Here is a 15,810-nt window from a genome sequence, read left to right as displayed (position 1 = left end):
AGGTTGGGGTCGAGCGCCTGTGCGAGGACCCTCCGTCGTTGGCCGAGCCCCGGCCTCACCAGTGGACACAGGGGGACTCCGTGAGCCCTGACTCGATGGTCATGCACTTCGTGGGTGCCTCGGCCCTGATTCTGGTGGCCGCGCACGGCGCCGGGTGGCTGGCCCGGCGACTGAAGCAGCCGTACATCGTGGGGCAGTTGACGGCGGGCATAGCTCTCGGTCCGTCCTTGCTCGGCAGTGTGGCGCCGGGCGCGTACGAGACCTTGTTCCCGGCGGGCCTGTCTCCGGCGCTGACCGGGTTCGCCCAGTTCTCCCTCGTGGTGTTCCTGTTCGCGGTGGGGTACGAGCTCGACCTCAAGGTCCTGGGTGACCGGGCGAGCACGGCGGTGAGCGTGGCGCTGGCGGCCTTCGTCGTGCCGATGGCGGTGGGCAGCGGCTGCGCACTGCTGTTCCGGGAGCAGCTGGCCGACCTGGGTATGCCACGGGACCTGAGCCCCAGCATGGTGGTGTTCGCCGGGATCGCCCTGTCGATAACGGCGGTGCCCGTGCTGACGGCGATAGTGCGGGAGAACGGTCTGTCCCGGACGGTGCCCGGCGTGGTGGCGGTGTCCGCGGCCGGCCTGCTCGACGTGATCGGATGGACGGTCCTGGCCGGGACCATGCTGAACGGAAATCACTCCGGGCCCGCGCTGGGCTGGCCGTGGCGGGCGCTGCTCGCTGCCGGCTTCATCGCGCTGATGCTGGTGGGGGCCCGCCCGCTGCTGCGCAGGCTGCTGTGGGGGACACGGACGCGGATGGAGCCCTCGCTGCGGCTGGCGCTACTCATCGGTTTCGCCCTCGGGTCGGCGTGGGTGACCCACTCCCTGGGACTGCACGTCATCTTCGGCGCGCTGCTCGCGGGGGTCGTGGTGCCGCGCGAGCAGGGCGGGACGCTGGACCCGGACCTGTTGCGGCCACTGCACGACGTCAGTTCGCTGTTGCTGCCGTTCTTCTTCGTCGTCTCGGGACAGTCCGTCGCGCTGAACAGCATGAACTCCACGGGGTGGGTCGCCCTGACCGTGGTGACGTTCCTGGCGGTCACCACGAAGATCGGCAGCGGGACGGTGGCAGGACGCCTGAGCGGACTGGACCGTGACGACGCGCGGACCGTGGGGGTACTGGTGAGCGCCCGGGGCCTGACCGAGCTGATCGCCCTCAACGCGGGTCTCCAGGCGGGTCTGCTGAGCGAACCCCTCTACACGGTCCTGGTCTTCATGGCCCTGCTCACGACCCTGCTCACCCAGCCACTGCTGCTCCTGGTCGACCGGCTCGCCGCACGCGAGGGGCGGGGCACCGAACGGCAGCAGATGGCGGACCGGGCAGCCGAGACCCCGGCCCTCCAACACCCCCAGGACGGAACCACGACGACACCGGTGGCGGACCTGGGCTGAACCGGCCCACGGGGTTCAGGGCACGGTCCGCGGACACGGACCCGGCTCACCGGGCCCGGCTCCGCGCGGCTCACCGAACCGCCGCGGTGACGGCGCCGAACGCGTCGTAGAGCAGCCGTCCGAAACGAGCGGGCGGTCCCCCGAACCCCGATACGACCGGCTGACGAGCCCGAACCGTCGGCCACCCGCCCCGGCCGGGGCACGCGGCGGTGGAGCCCGGTCCGCCTCGCCGACCGGGCCGACCGGCCCGCGACATGGCCCAGACCCGAACGGCCCGAGCGGGACACCCTCGACACAGCCGGACCAGGACGCAGGACGCGGGAGCCCACGAAACGCCCCGCCCCAGCCCAGCCGGACCGCGCCCTTCGGGCGACCCGCCCGTCGGCGTGACTACAGCGGCATCGGGGCCATGTCGCACTCGATGCGGCGGCGGTGCCGGGCCGCGAGCAGCCACGGGTGGTCCACGCGGACCACCCGGGTGAGCCCCTCCACGGCCTTGCGCTGCACATCTTCGGCCTCGGGCCCGCGGCCCAAGCCGCGCAGGTCGAGCGCGAGGTTCGCGGTGCACGACAGGGTCAGCGGGTGGTCCTCACCCGCGACCTCCTTCAGCAGCGGCACGTTGGCGTCGTCGATCCGGTGCGCCCGCTCGAAGTCCAGGCGGGCATAGGCCGTGTTGGCCTGGCCGATGGCGACAGTCAGCGTGGTGATGTGCCGCGGCCCGACCGTCTCCTTCAGTCGCTCGGCCGCCTCGTCCTCCAGATCCCCGGCGGCCTCGAGCGAGCCCAGCGCCCGCAGCGTCGCGGCGAGATTGGCCTTGGCCAGCAGCGTGTAGGCGTGCTCGTCGCCGAGGCGTGCGGCGTAGCGCGCCGCGGCGTCCTCACCCTGCGTGCGGGCGTTGTCGAGGTCGCCGGCGAGGCGCAGGTCGACGGAGTAGTTGAGCGCCGTGGACACGGAGTCGAAGTGGTCGGCCCCGTACCGTGCGACGAAGCGCCGCAGCGTCTCCTCGGAGAGCTTCGCGGCCTCGGCGAGGGCCCCGTCACGGCGTCGGCAGACGGCTAGGTTGCGGCCGATGCGCAAGGTCAGCGGGTGTTCCTCACCGAGCGCGGTCCGGGCCCGCCGGTAGGCGTCCTCCTGGAAGTCGCGCGCGCCGGGATAGTCGCCGTTCTCCCGCATGTCGATGGAGAGGGCGTTGAGGGAGTTGAGGGTGAAGAAGCTCGCGGAGCCGAACATCTGGTCGCGCAGCCGGGCGTTCTCCTGGTCCATCGCCAGCGCGTCACCGAACTGGCCGCACAGACGCAGATCGACGCCGAGGCTGTGGGCGGCACGCAGTGTCGTGGGGTCCTCCAGCCCGAACTGGGGACGCGCCAGCTCCGTGGCCTCCCGCCCCAGATCCCGGGCCTCCTGGAACCTTCCCTGGTAGCGGCGGGCGTCCGCCATCTCGCACAGGGAGTCGATCATCTCCTCGGCCTCGACGTCGATACGACGGGAGACCTCCAGCGCCTTCTCGGTGAGCGGGATGGACTCGGCGACCTGCCCGATCTGGCGCAGCAGGAAGGAGAACCTCTTCGACATGCGGATGACGTAGAGGTCGTCCTCGCCGGAGGCCGCGAGCCAGGCGTTCCAGGCCTGCCGGCCGAGGTTCGCGGCACCGGTGTGGTCACCCCAGTAGTAGAGGAACAGCACCGTGTCGTAGACCAGTTCGCGCACCCAGTCGTCGGTGCTGGTCACCGCCTGCGAGGCGAGGACGTGCGGCAGCAGCTCCTGGTAGGCGCGCCATTCCAGGGACGAGGCGTAGATGCCGGGTTTGGCGGCCGACAGCAGCTGGTGGGCGGCGCCCCGCATGCTCTCCCGCTCCTGCTGCCCCAGCTTGGCCAGGAGCACCGTCTGCAGCAGGCGGTGCATCTGCAGGGTGTCGGAGCGCGGGTCCACCTTCACCAGGGAGAACTGGCTGAGGTCACGGATGGCACGGTTCAGTTTGATCGACTCGCGCAGCAGTGGGTCGACGTCGGGCGTGATGCTGACGCCCCGGCTGCCGCGCAGCACGGACCGCGGGATGGGCTCGGGAGCCATACTCGCGCAGATGTCGAGGAGTTGCCGGGCACCGGGGTTGCTCTCCGCGATCCGGGTCAGCGAGATGTCCCACGCGGCCGCCACCGACGTCGGGTAGTCCGGGGTGGTGTCGAGTTCGAGGATCTCCAGGCTGCGCTGCCGCAGCAGGTCGAGGTACTCCTCGACCAGCATGCCGGTGACGGCACGCCACGCGCCCGCCTGCTCCACCGCCAGCGGCAGGTCCCCCAGCGCCTCGGCGAGCCGGTCGGCGTCCTCGGGCTCCAGGTCGGGGGAGCGCCTCTGGAGCAGCTCGACGGACTCCTCGCGCTCGAAGACGTTCACCGGCAGCGGGGTGGCCACCCGCTCCCAGGCCCGGTTGCGGGAGGTGACGATGACCTTCCCCGGGCCGTTGGGCGGGAAGTACTTGCGCGCCACATCGATGTCCTCGGCATTGTCGAAGACAAGCAGCCAGTTGTCGTACGGCGCCCCGGTGCGCAGCGCCTCCAGGACGGCGGGCACGGCGGTGTTGGCCGTCGGGGTGCCCACACTCTCCTGGCTCATGGGGGCCACGCCCAGCTGGGCGGCGAGGGTACTGAGCGCGGCGAGGATGAGGCTCTCGCGCTCGGCGGGGATCCAGCAGATCACCTTGTAGTCCTGCTGGTGGGTGTAGATGTACTCGAGCGCCAGCTGCGACTTCCCGACGCCGCCCAGTCCGTGCAGCGCGTGCGGCAGCACGGCCGCGGTGTCCTGGGCGCCGAGCTGCTCCTCCACGGCCCTCAGCAGCGCCTGCCGGCCGACGAACGAGGTGTTCCGGAGCGGAACGTTCACCATGATGGCGGGCGTCCTGGTCGTGGTGCTCGTCATGAGCTGCTCGTCCTCCGAGGCATTGGGTCGGGTCTCGTCGATTACCTGGCTCGGCACGGATTCTCCAGTTTCGTCGTAATTGTCCGACGCTGGATCACTGCCCTTTCCCTCGGGCGATCCCCCGCCCTCCGGCTGGTTCACCTCTGTGGGTGTACCGGCCGGGGGACCGACGGCCACCCGTTCGGTCGTGCCGGTGCCGAGCCGGGGAAGGTTGGGCTCTATGCGCTTCGCGCGTTCGGAGTACGGCCCCGACAACGCGCGCATCACCGCGAGTTCACTGCGTGCCCAGCCGTGTTCCGCCGGGTCGGGCAGCCGGGCGCCGAGCGGGTCCTGCAGGGCGGCGCGCAGCGCGACCCCCCGCGCCCCGGCCGCGGGCAGCTCGCCCACCACGCTGACGGTGCGGGCGAGTTGGCTGCGGGTGGTGGTCGCGAGCAGCGCCTCGCGAACTCCGTCGGCGAACTCCGGACGCCCCTGGCCGCCGCTGTCCCAGTCGATCAGGCCGCCCATCAGGATCTCGGCGAGATGGTCGGGGCCGGTCTCCGGCATGGTGCGTCGGCGCAGCTGTTCCATGAGGTCGAACTCGAAGGGAACGGCGGCAAGTTGGGTGGCGAGTCGGCGCGCGGCCGGGGTGGCGAGGGTGAAGAAGCGGCGGACTGCGGCGGTTGCGGCGCGCGGGAAGCGCGGGGCGCGCAGTCCGGGCGCCGGGGCGCCTTTGGTGAGGGTGCCGGCCAGCACGACGGGCAGCGAGCGGCGTACTCCGCGCTCCCCGGTGACGAGGTCGGCCCAGGCCGCGATGGAGCCGGCCTTCAGGGACAGGACCGGTACCGGAACGGAGCCGTCGCCGGTGGCGGGCAGCGGCCGCAGCGGGTCCGGGCCGGCGGGCGGGGCCCAGTGCGCCAGGCCGTCGTTGGGGGCGCCGAAACCACCGGCCTCCAGGACCGCCTGGTACGGGTAGAGGGAGGAGCGGTGACGCAGATGCGGCGGCAGCAGGTGGACGAGGGCGGTGGGGCCGGCGTGGGCGAGCCGGCCGAGCAGGTCGTCGGCGGCGGATGCGGCCCAGCCGTGGGCGAGTCCGTCGGTGACGACGAGGAAGACGCGACCGCCGCGTCCGTCGAGGAGTTCGGCGGGGTCCGCGGCGGCGCGGCCGGTGGTCCAGCGCAGGGTGGCGGCGCCGGTGCGGGGCACGTTGACGCGGACCGTGCGCACCCCCCTGAAGGCGCCGCTGTGTTCGGCGGCCTCGGCGAGCCGGGCCGCGGCGTCCTCCCAGATCCGCATGGTGGGCGCGTCGTCGATGAGCAGCACCAGGTCGAAGGCGGACGTGCGGGCCGGGCGGAGGAAGGGCAGCCACATGCCGTCGACGACTCCCTGCTCGGCGGTGGTGTCCTCGTCGAGTTCGAGGGTGTCGCGGGAGGGGATCCGCCGGGCCAGCCGGTGCAGGGCGCGCGCGAGCAGGGCGGTGGCCCGGCCCGGCCCGTGCTGGGGCCGGTCGTCGGCGGGCAGCAGCGGGCGTCCGACGTGCAGCGCGTAGGGACCTTCGGGGTGAGGTAACAACTGGGCCGGTGCCGCCGGTCCGCCAGGGGCGTCGCTCGGCGCCGGGCCGGGCCGGCGTGTGCTGTCCGGGGCCGGGATCCGCGCACCGGGTGTCCGGTCGTCCGTGGGGTCGGCGCGGGGTGGCCGCGTCAGACGTACGGCATCGGTGTCGGGGACGGGTGGGGCCGCGGGGGGCTCCCCGTCGGCCGGGGTCGGGGGCGGGGGCTGGCCCGGGGGTCGTGCGTCCTCGGGGTCCCTGGTTGGTTCGGGGGCCGGGCCCGGGTGCCGACCGGGTACCGGGCGGCCGTGGCGGGACCAGTACGCGGCGAGCCACACCGCGTCGGCGACCTCCTGCCAGCGTGGTGCCGCTTGTTCCTCGGCGTGCGGGCCATTGCGGGCCGGTGCGGTCTGCTCCAGGTCGGCGGGGAGCCGCGCTCCGTGCTCACGCCCGTACTCGACGGACTCGTGGAACGCCGAAGGAGGCGACGACCCCGATACGGGACCTCCGTCGCCGAGCCTGGACGCACGCTCCCTGGGAAAGCCGGTCATTCAGCGGCCCTTCGCGAGGTCGCGGAGCAGCATTTCCACGAGCTTACGCCCGTCACCATGGACCTGGAAACCACCCGCGGTAGTCATCTGGACAGCGTTGAGTAGCTGGTCCAGTGAGTGTGTACCGCCGGCCTGGACCTGCTGTACGAACAGCTCAACCAGGTCCTCCGTGCTCTCCGGGCGGGTGCCCAGGTGTCCCTCCACCATGGCCAGAAGCTGTTCGCGGGTGGGTGTGCGCATCTCCAGTGGCAGGCAGCGCCGACGGAAGGCGGCCGGAAACTCGCGTTCTCCGTTGCTGGTGATCACCACGACGGGGAACTCCCGGCACTCGACCCGTCCGCCGTCCACCGTGGCGCGGCCGGAGGGGTCGCTGTTGTGGACGCGCGCGGTGTCCGCGGCGTCACGCACCAGTTCCGGGACGTCATAGCTTCCGTTCTCCAGGACGTGCAGCAGGTCGTTCGGCAGGTCGATGTCGCTCTTGTCGAGCTCGTCGACGAGAAGCACACGGGGACGATCGTAGGGCAGCAGCGCGGTCCCGAGGGGCCCCAGGGTGATGAAGTCGCCGAGGACCGGGGGAAGTTGACGATCACTTGACTCGGGAGCGGAGTTGACGTCCGCCTCCGGCGCGTTCCGCAGGCCGGCCTGCCAGGCGGCTATGGCCTGGGCACGCCCCATCGCGTCGTGCACGTACAGGCCGTCCCGCAGCGTCGTACGGCTGACGATGTTCCACTCCAGGACCCGGCCCAGGCCCAGTTCCCGGGATATCAGGTAGGCCAGGGTCGACTTTCCGACGCCGGGCGGGCCGGTGATCAGCAGTGGCCGGCGCAGCAGCAGGGCGGCGTTGACGGTGTCGATCTCGTCCTGGCCGAGCTGGAGGGTGATGTCGTGCGGGCCCAGGCGGCGCTGGGCGGCCTCGGGGTCGTCCGGCGGGGCGGGCTGGGCGGGGGCGCCGCGGAACCGGCGCCAGGGCGGGGGCTCCGGCAGCCGGGGCGGGACGGCGGGGGCGTTGCCGGTGGCGTGGAAGACGCGCCAGCCGTTCGGGGACGTCTGCTCCTGCGCGCTCATGCCGGTGCCTCCTCGCCGGCGAGGTCGCCGGGGTCGATGTCAACGAGTCGGGTGGGGTCGTCCCAGAGGAAGCCGATGTTGCGGCCGAGGAACCGTGCAGGTCCCTGCGTGTGCAATTCGGCGTTCTGTCGCAGCCGGTGAATGGCGATCGGGATCTGCGCGGGCGTCGGCACAGCGGCGAACACGGCGGTCACCACCTCTCGGCGTTCCTCGTCGAAAACCCCTCTGCGGTCCCAGACCGCCAACCCGATCCCCTCGGCGATGGCGGCCTTGAGCGCCTCCATGGCCAGACGGTCGGCCGGGGCGTCCAGCACCACGGCCGTATGTCTGTTCTCCCCAGCGAGCACCGCCTGCCATGCGTTCAGGCGCGGACCGTCCGGTTCACTCCAGCCGTGCACCGTGACCCCGTGCTGCCGCAGCGTGCGCCAACGCTCCCGCCACTGCTCCCGCACCTGCGCGTCGTCGCTGCGCATGCGCTCCAGGCTCCGCAGGTGCACCCCGTACTTCAGGCCGAGCGGCATCGGCAGTCCGTCGCCGATCCGGTGCGTCAGACCGGCCACGTCGTGGTTCAGCAGCTCGTACGGCAGGACGAACTCGATGTACGGCGGCGGCTGGACGCGTCCGCCCGGCTCCGGCTCACGCGGGGCGACCCAGAGCCGGGCGCCCTGTCGCAGTGCCTGGTCGACGGCCGCTTCGAGGTCGTCGAGGGTGGTGGTGGACGGTGCGCCGGGCTGGGGGTTCCAGTGGCCGGGCACGGTGTTCAGCCAGGGGCGCACGACGACCTCGCCGCTGCCGTCCCGGGCGGGTTCGACGGCGATGATCAGACAGCGCGGAATGTCGGGGTCGCTCACCGCCTCGGCGCGCGCGCCCCGGCGCCGGTCCAGTTCCTCGGTCAGGGCGGCGCGGGCGGCCCAGTCGTCGACCCAGCCGGCCAGGGCGGCGCGGTGCGCGGGGGTGGCGGCCAGGCGGGCCGCGCGGTCCATCAGGAGGACCGCGGGCGGCAGGCCGTCGGGCTGGGTGTTCCACTCCAGGAGGTGCGATAACAGCTGGTCGGGGGCCAGGCCGAGGGGCAGGTCGAGGCCGTTCAACTCCTCGACGAGGTCGTCCCTGACCCGGCTCGCGGGCAGCTCGCCCTTGGCCAGGACGGCGCGGGCGCTGTTCTCGTCGTCACGGCTGAGCGGTCCGGGCGGGTCCCACGGCAGGTCGGGCACGACGGGCGCTTCCGGGGCGATCAGCCGGTCGAGTTCGTCGCCCGCCGGGGTGCCTTCGAGGATGCGGACCACGTCGACGAGTACGTGTTCGCCGCCCGCCACGTTCAGCGCGGCGCGCACCAGGGCGGCCACGTCCTCGCGCTGGCGGACACCGCGCAGGTCGACCGGCCGGCCGAGCTGTTCCGCGAGGATGGCGGCGAACTGGATGCGCGCCTGGGCGTCCTCCGTGCAGCTCAGTTCGCACAGGCCGTCGGTCAGCTCGACCATGACCTGGAGTCCCCGCGGGCGCACGGCATCGTCGACGAGCTTGTCCAACCCCGTGCCTGTCTCCACCGACTGTCCCCCATGAGCCGGTATGCCTGCCTGACCGACCTGCGAAGTTAGCACGGCGACCGGCGGTTCACCAGGGACAAGTGAGATCGCGGGGCGCGAAGTCCGGCCGTGCGCCCCCGGCGGGGCAACTCGGCCGGAAATCGATCCTCGGGCCCCCGCGCGGGGCCCGGCGGTGGGCTACAGCCGCGGGTCGACCGGCTCCGACTCCAGCGCCAGCACACCGAACACCGCCTCGTGCACCCGCCACAGCGGCTCGCCCTCGGCCAGCCGGTCGAGCGCCTCCAGACCGAGCGCGTACTCACGGATCGCGAGCGAGCGCTTGTGATTCAGGAAGCGGCCGCGGAGCCGGGCGAGGTTGTCCGGGCGGGTGTACTCCGGACCGTAGATGATCCTGAGGTACTCGCGGCCGCGGCACTTGACGCCGGGCTGCACCAGGCGGCCCTCCGCGCCGCGCACGACGGCACCCACCGGTTTGACGACCATGCCCTCGCCGCCGCGTCCGGTCATCTCCAGCCACCAGTCGACACCGGCCTGTACCGACTCCGGGTCACCGGTGTCGACGTACAGGCGACGGGTCGTCTGCAGCAGGCCGCTCGCGTCGTGCTTCACCAGTCGGTCGAGGAGGGCGAGTTGCTCGTCGTGCGGCAGGGCGGCGAGGCTGCGGCCCTGGACGGCGAGGAGCTGGAACGGGGCCAGGCGTACGCCGTCCAGGCCGTCCGTGGTCCAGCAGTAGCGGCGGTAGGCGTCCGTGAACGCCGAGGCCGCGTCTGCTCGTTCGCGCTGGCGGGTCAGCAGGTCCGAGACGTCCACGCCTCGCGCCGCCGCGCCCTCGAGGGCGGCCAGCGCGCCGGGGAAGACCGCTCCGGCGGCGGCGCCGACAGCCGCGTACTGACCGCGCAGCAACCCCATGGCCTTCAGCGACCACGGCATCAGCTCGGCGTCCAACAGGAGCCAGTCCGTGTCGAGTTCGGCCCACAGGCCGGCCTCGTCGATCGCCGTGCGGACCCGGCCCAGGATCTCCTCCGTGGCCGACTCGTCGTCGAAGAAGGGACGACCGGTGCGGGTGTACAGCGCCCCGGTGGTCCCTGTCCCGACGCCGAACCGCTTCTGGGCGGTCGCGGCGTCCCGGCACACCAGCACCACGGCCCGCGAGCCCATGTGCTTCTCCTCGCACACGACCCGCGCGACGCCGTCCTCCTGGTACTGCGCGAAGGCCTCGACCGGGTGCTCCAGGTAGCCCTCGACGCGGGAGGTGGCCGTCGGGGCCATGGTCGGCGGCAGGTACGGCAGCAGGCGCGGGTCGACCGCGAAGCGGCTCATGACCTCCAGGGCGGCCGCCGCGTTCTCCTCGCGGATGGCGACGCGGCCCTGGTGCCGGGTCTCGACGACCCGGCGGCCGTGCACGTCCGCGAGGTCGAGCGGACGTCCGTCCTGCCCGCCGGGCGCCTCGGCCCGCAGCGGCCTGGCCGGCTCGTACCAGACCCGCTCCGCCGGTACGTCGACCAGCTCTCGCTCCGGCCAGCGCAGCGCGGTCAGCTTGCCGCCGAAGACGGCGCCGGTGTCCAGGCAGATGGTGTTGTTGAGCCAACTGGCTTCCGGAACCGGGGTGTGCCCGTAGACGACCGCCGCCCGGCCCCGGTAGTCCTCCGCCCACGGGTAGCGCACCGGCAGCCCGAACTCGTCGGTCTCCCTGGTCGTGTCGCCGTACAGGGCGTGCGAGCGGACCCGGCCCGAGGTGCGGCCGTGGTACTTCTCCGGCAGTCCGGCGTGGCAGACGACCAGCTTGCCGCCGTCGAGGACGTAGTGGCTGACGAGGCCGTCGATGAACTCCCGTACCTGCCCGCGGAACTCCTCGGTCTGTCCCTCCATCTGCTCGATGGTCTCGGCGAGCCCGTGGGTGTGCTGGACCTTGCGGCCCCTGAGGTGACGCCCGTACTTGTTCTCGTGGTTGCCCGGCACGCACAGGGCGTTGCCCGAGGCGACCATCGACATCACCCGGCGCAGCACGCCCGGGCTGTCCGGGCCGCGGTCGACGAGGTCGCCGACGAAGACCGCGGTACGGCCCTGCGGGTGGACGCCGTCGACGTAGCCCAGCTTGCCCAGCAGCAACTCCAGTTCGGACGCGCAGCCGTGGATGTCGCCGACGATGTCGAAGGGGCCGGTGAGGTGGGTCAGGTCGTTGAAGCGCTTCTCGGTGACGACGGTGGCGGTCTCGACGTCCTCGACGCCGCGCAGGACGTGCACCTTGCGGAAGCCCTCACGCTCCAAGTGCCTGAGCGAGCGCCGCAGTTCACGGGTGTGCCGCTGGATGACCCGCCGAGGCATGTCGGCACGGTCGTCGCGGGTCGCGTTGCGCTCGGCGCACACCTCCTCAGGGACGTCGAGCACGATGGCGATGGGCAGCACGTCGTACTGCTTGGCCAGGTCGATCAGCTGGCGCCGGGCGTCCTGCTGCACGCTGGTGGCGTCCACGACGGTCCGGCGGCCTGCCGCCAGGCGCTTGCCCGCGATGTAGTGCAGGACGTCGAAGGCGTCCCGGGTCGCGCTCTGGTCGTTCTCGTCGTCGGAGACCAGACCGCGGCAGAAGTCCGAGGAGATCACCTCGGTCGGCTTGAAGTGCCGCCGGGCGAAGGTCGACTTGCCGGAGCCGGAGGCACCGATCAGGACGACGAGGGAGAGGTCGGTGACGGGGAGGACCCGCCCCTGGTTCCGCGAAACCTGGGTGTCGGTCATGCCGCCTTCGCCTCCTTCTCGTTCACGTTCCTGATACTGAACACGGCCATCTGGGTCGGTGGTCCCACCTCGGGGTCGTCCGGTCCGATCGGCACGAACCCCACGTCGTAGCCGTGCCGTTCGGCCACCGTGTCCGCCCAGGACCGGAACTCGGCGCGGGTCCACTCGAAGCGGTGGTCGCCGTGCCGGACGTGGCCCGCCGGGAGGCTCTCCCAACGGACGTTGTACTCGACGTTCGGGGTGGTCACCAGGACCGTGCGCGGACGGGCCGCGCCGAACACGGCGTACTCCAGGGCGGGCAGCCGGGGCAGGTCGAGGTGCTCGACGACCTCGCTGAGCACGGCGGCGTCGTATCCCTTGAGCCGGTTGTCGGTGTAGGCCAGCGAGCCCTGGAGGAGCTGCACGCGCGAGGCCTGACGCTCCCCCATGCGGTCCAGCTTCAGTCGCCGGGAGGCGATGGTGAGGGCCCGCATCGACACGTCGACGCCGACGATCTCGGTGAACCGCGGGTCCTTGAGCAGCGTCTGCACCAACTGGCCCTGCCCGCATCCGAGGTCGAGGACTCGGGCGGCACCCGACTCCTTGAGCGCTGCGACGATGGCGTCCCGGCGCTGCACCGCGAGCGGGGTCGGCTTCTCCTCGGCCTCGGTCTCCGCCTCGACGGCGTTGTCGATCTCCTCGACCTCGCTGTCGTCGGCCTCGGCCAGCCGCACCAGTTCCAGTCGCTCCATCGCTTCCCGGGTCAGCGACCAGCGGCGGGACAGGTATCGGCTGGTGATCAGCTTCTGCTCCGGGTGCTCGGGCAGCCAGCCCTCGCCGGCCCGCAGCAGTTTGTCGACCTCGTCGGGCGCCACCCAGTAGTGCTTGGCGTCGTCGAGCACGGGCAGCAGGACGTACAGGTGTCGCAGCCCCTCGGCGAGGGTCAGCGTCCGGGACTCCAGTTCGAGACGCACGTACCGCGAGTCGCCCCACTCCGGGAACGCGCTGTCCAGGGCCACCGGTTCGACGGTCGCCGTCCAGCCGAGCGGCTCGAAGAGACGTCGTACCAGCTCCGGGCCGCCTCGGGCGGGCAGCGCGGGTACCTCGATGCGCAGCGGCAACGGCTGCGCGGCACGCTCGGGCCGGGCGTTGCACACGCCTCGCATCGCGCTGGAGAACACGGCGCTCAGCGCCACGGCGAGCAGCGAGGAGGCGGCGTAGGGGCGGTCGTTGACGTACTGCGCGAGCGCCGCGTCGGGGGCGCCGCCGCGCCCCTTGCCCTTGCCGCGCCGGACCAGTGCCACCGCGTCGACCTCCAGCAGCAGCGCCGCCGTGCAGCGCTCGGCGTCCGCCTCGGGATAGAGGACGTGCGCCCTGCCGTAGGACGTGGAGAACGCCTGCGCCTTCTCGGGATGCTTGTGCAGCAGGTAGCCGAGGTCGGTGGCGGGGCGTTCGGGAGTGCCGGTGGTACTGATCGTCAGGAACATGCGGAGGGCCTCTCCGGCCGGTGGACGTGGTGGTGCCTTACGTGCGAAAGCCCCCAGGGACGGTGCTCCCGAGGGCTCGGCACGACGACCGTCATACGATCCCACACCCCTGCCGACCGGCGCGTTCGTTTATTCGGGTCGGTCCTCCTCCGCCCGCCAGGGGCCGACTCCCAGCTTCCCGGTGGTCCCGAGGTCGAGGTGGGGTGACACCGTGACGGGCGGTGCGCCGGTCCGCGCCCGGACCCTGACATGGGGAACATCCACGGCGGTGCCGGCCTCGACTGTGTTGCGCCACACCAGACTGGCCCGCGCCCGGTCGCCCGGTTTCAGGGTCACGGGCCGGGGCGGCTCGTCGATCCCGGTCACCGCGGTGGTGATGCCGCCGCTGCCCCGGAGGATCCGCACGCCGTCGACCGGCTCGCGGTCGTCGTCGAGGAGGGTCAGCCGCGGGTAGCCGTCGACCTGGTAGGCGCTGGTTCCGCAGTTCTCCAGCCACAGCCCCACCACCCGCAGCCCCATGGCCGCGTCGCCCCGGTCGGCCGTGACCCGGATCCCGGACCGCGGGCAGTCACCGGGTTCGGCCGGTGCCTCGGCGGCGGGGACGCTGGTGACCTCGGCGACGCGCACCCGGGTGACGTCAGCCGTCCCCGGAGCCGGGGGCGGCATGTCGACCGTCCCCCGCACGGTGCGGCCGGGGCCGACGTCCCGCACGGTCTGGTGCAGGTTGGTCATCACCTCGCCGGTGGCGGTGGTGAAGTCGAACAGGACGGTGTACGTCAGCGTCTCGGTGCTGTCGTTGGTGACCTCGTAGGCGGCGGAGACCCCGGCCGCGCCGGTGGGAGACGGGAGGGTCAGACCTGTGATCCGGACGCCGTCCGTTCCCGGATCGGTGACGGGGACCGGGGACGACATACCGTTTCCGCCGCCCTGGGAACCGGCGCGTTCCGATCCGCAGCCGGTCACCAGCAGGGCGACGGCGGCGAGGGCGGGCAGAAGTGAGGTGGCTCTTCGCATCTGTCCACCTCATCAGCACCTGGATCGCCCCGCCGTGGCGGAGGCCATAGTTCCGGTCACAGGCCTGTCACGGTGACCTCTACGGCCTACGACAGCTGCGACTGCACCTGGGACGAGATCAGCTCCAGGTGGTCCAGGTCGGAGAGGTCGAGGATCTGGAGGTAGATCCGCTCGGAGCCGGCCTCGGCGTGGCGGCCGATCCGCTCGACGACCTCGGCCGGGGTGCCCGCCAGGCCGTTGGCCTTGAGCTCGTCGACCTCGCGGCCGATCGCGGCGGCACGGCGGGCGACCTCGGCGTCGTCCTTGCCGACGCAGGCGACGAGGGCGTTGGAGTAGGTGATCTCGTCGGCGCCGCGGCCGGCCTCCTCGGCGGCGGCACGGACCCGGTCGAACTGGCGCCTGCTGTCCTCGACCGAGCCGAACGGCATGTTGAACTCGTCGGCGTAGCGGGCGGCCAGTCGCGGGGTACGGGTGGCGCCCTGGCCGCCGATGAGGACGGGCACCTTGCGCTGCGCGGGCTTCGGCAGCGCGGGCGAGTCCTTGAGGTCGTAGTACGTGCCGTGGAAGTCGAAGGTGGAGCCGGGCTCCGTCGCCCACAGGCCGGTGACGATCGCCAGCTGCTCCTCCAGACGGGCGATCTTCTCCTTCGGGAACGGTATGCCGTACGCCGCGTGCTCCTCCTCGAACCAGCCGGCGCCCAGGCCCAGTTCGACGCGACCGCCCGACATCTGGTCGACCTGCGCGACCTGGATGGCGAGCACGCCGGGCAGCCGGAAGGTGCCCGCGGTCATCAGCGTGCCGAGGCGGATGCGCTTGGTCTCGCGGGCCAGGCCGGCGAGGGTGATCCAGGCGTCGGTGGGGCCGGGCAGGCCGTCCCCGTCACCCATCCTCAGATAGTGGTCGGAACGGAAGATCTGGTCTGATTGCTACCTCAGTGTATCGCATGCTCTGACCTGCGGAAACGAAGAAGCCCCGCCCACTGCCACGGTGAAAGCAGTGAACGGGGCTTCATCCGCCCGAGCCCCTTGCGGTTGGGGATCGGCACCTCGGGCGGGACTCCTCGCCAGGCCGAAGGAGCCACGGCCACTTGCGAGGAGGGTCATCAGAGCAGAGACCCCGCCCATCCTCCACGGGGGTAGAGGACGGACGGGGCACCGCTACCGCCCCGGGCAGTCCGTGACGTTACGGACTCCACCGACGGGCGGCGCCTCGTCCCCTAGCAACGAGGAGCATGGGGACGAGAAGTTCACCTCTAGCGGTCGTCCGCTTGGCTGTCTGCGGCGCCGTGTTCCAGCGGGCAGACGTCCGACACACCCAGCGGGATCATCTGTTGCGTCGGATGCGCAGGACAGTGCCGGCGACCCCGGAACGTGTCCATCAGGAGATCCTCCTCCGCAAGATCACGTGTGGTGGGAACGCGGTTGCGACTGCTAGAGGCCATGGTTCGTCTCCTAGTCGTTCTCGGACGGAGTGGGCGGGTCATCGTCCGGCTTCGGCACGGGCGGCCACGTCCAGACGGTTCCAAGCTTGCTGAGCATTGGTTACCTCCTCTACTCGTCTGCCGAC

General features: G+C 72.0%; 7 protein-coding genes and 1 pseudogene. 1 reads left to right on the top strand and 7 read right to left on the bottom strand.

Annotated features, from left to right (window positions below; all coding sequences use genetic code 11):
- The first annotated feature begins 80 nt into the window (after positions 1 to 80).
- Positions 81 to 1,430, top strand: coding sequence for a cation:proton antiporter (locus tag OHA64_RS35905; RefSeq protein WP_405620369.1), 1,350 nt, complete (start codon positions 81 to 83; stop codon positions 1,428 to 1,430).
- 390 nt (positions 1,431 to 1,820) lie between these two features.
- Here OHA64_RS35905 and fxsT read toward each other — a convergent pair whose 3' ends face one another.
- From fxsT to OHA64_RS35870, 7 genes and pseudogenes are all read right to left on the bottom strand, one after another.
- Complete coding sequence (gene fxsT / locus OHA64_RS35900; RefSeq protein WP_405620367.1) at positions 1,821 to 6,422, bottom strand: FxSxx-COOH system tetratricopeptide repeat protein; 4,602 nt, start codon at positions 6,420 to 6,422, stop codon at positions 1,821 to 1,823.
- Entirely contained in the window at positions 6,423 to 7,487 is a 1,065-nt protein-coding gene (locus OHA64_RS35895; protein ID WP_405620365.1) for an AAA family ATPase, read from the bottom strand. It abuts the gene before it with no gap.
- Positions 7,484 to 9,031, bottom strand: a complete 1,548-nt coding sequence (locus OHA64_RS35890; protein ID WP_405620363.1) for an effector-associated domain 2-containing protein — start codon at positions 9,029 to 9,031, stop codon at positions 7,484 to 7,486. The genes OHA64_RS35895 and OHA64_RS35890 overlap by 4 nt, the downstream gene beginning before the upstream one ends.
- A gap of 177 nt (positions 9,032 to 9,208) precedes the next feature.
- The gene (locus tag OHA64_RS35885) at positions 9,209 to 11,764 is read right to left on the bottom strand and encodes a polynucleotide kinase-phosphatase (protein ID WP_405620361.1); all 2,556 of its coding nucleotides are present in this window, start codon (positions 11,762 to 11,764) and stop codon (positions 9,209 to 9,211) included.
- On the bottom strand, positions 11,761 to 13,230 hold the full coding sequence (locus OHA64_RS35880) for a 3' terminal RNA ribose 2'-O-methyltransferase Hen1 (RefSeq protein WP_405620359.1): 1,470 nt from the start codon (positions 13,228 to 13,230) through the stop codon (positions 11,761 to 11,763). Before OHA64_RS35880 ends, OHA64_RS35885 begins: the two co-directional genes overlap by 4 nt.
- 129 nt (positions 13,231 to 13,359) lie before the next feature.
- Positions 13,360 to 14,244: a DUF4232 domain-containing protein gene (locus OHA64_RS35875; protein ID WP_405620357.1), complete on the bottom strand. Its 885-nt coding sequence runs from the start codon at positions 14,242 to 14,244 to the stop codon at positions 13,360 to 13,362.
- An 86-nt stretch (positions 14,245 to 14,330) separates the two neighbouring features.
- Positions 14,331 to 15,164, bottom strand: a pseudogene (locus tag OHA64_RS35870) (LLM class F420-dependent oxidoreductase); the annotation flags it as partial.
- Positions 15,165 to 15,810: the final 646 nt, after the last annotated feature.

The sequence above is a fragment of the Streptomyces sp. NBC_00076 genome (assembly GCF_045041235.1).
In the GTDB taxonomy this organism is placed as follows: domain Bacteria; phylum Actinomycetota; class Actinomycetes; order Streptomycetales; family Streptomycetaceae; genus Streptomyces.
The sequence above is the reverse complement of the archived record's forward strand: the minus strand, read 5'-3'. Positions and strand labels throughout refer to the sequence as shown.

Bases quoted from the DNA above. Each gene is read 5' to 3' on its own strand.
- fxsT (WP_405620367.1), bottom strand. From the start codon at position 6,422: ATGACCGGCTTTCCCAGGGAGCGTGCGTCCAGGCTCGGCGACGGAGGT.
- OHA64_RS35895 (WP_405620365.1), bottom strand. From the start codon at position 7,487: ATGAGCGCGCAGGAGCAGACGTCCCCGAACGGCTGGCGCGTCTTCCAC.
- OHA64_RS35885 (WP_405620361.1), bottom strand. From the start codon at position 11,764: ATGACCGACACCCAGGTTTCGCGGAACCAGGGGCGGGTCCTCCCCGTC.
- OHA64_RS35880 (WP_405620359.1), bottom strand. From the start codon at position 13,230: ATGTTCCTGACGATCAGTACCACCGGCACTCCCGAACGCCCCGCCACC.
- OHA64_RS35875 (WP_405620357.1), bottom strand. From the start codon at position 14,244: ATGCGAAGAGCCACCTCACTTCTGCCCGCCCTCGCCGCCGTCGCCCTG.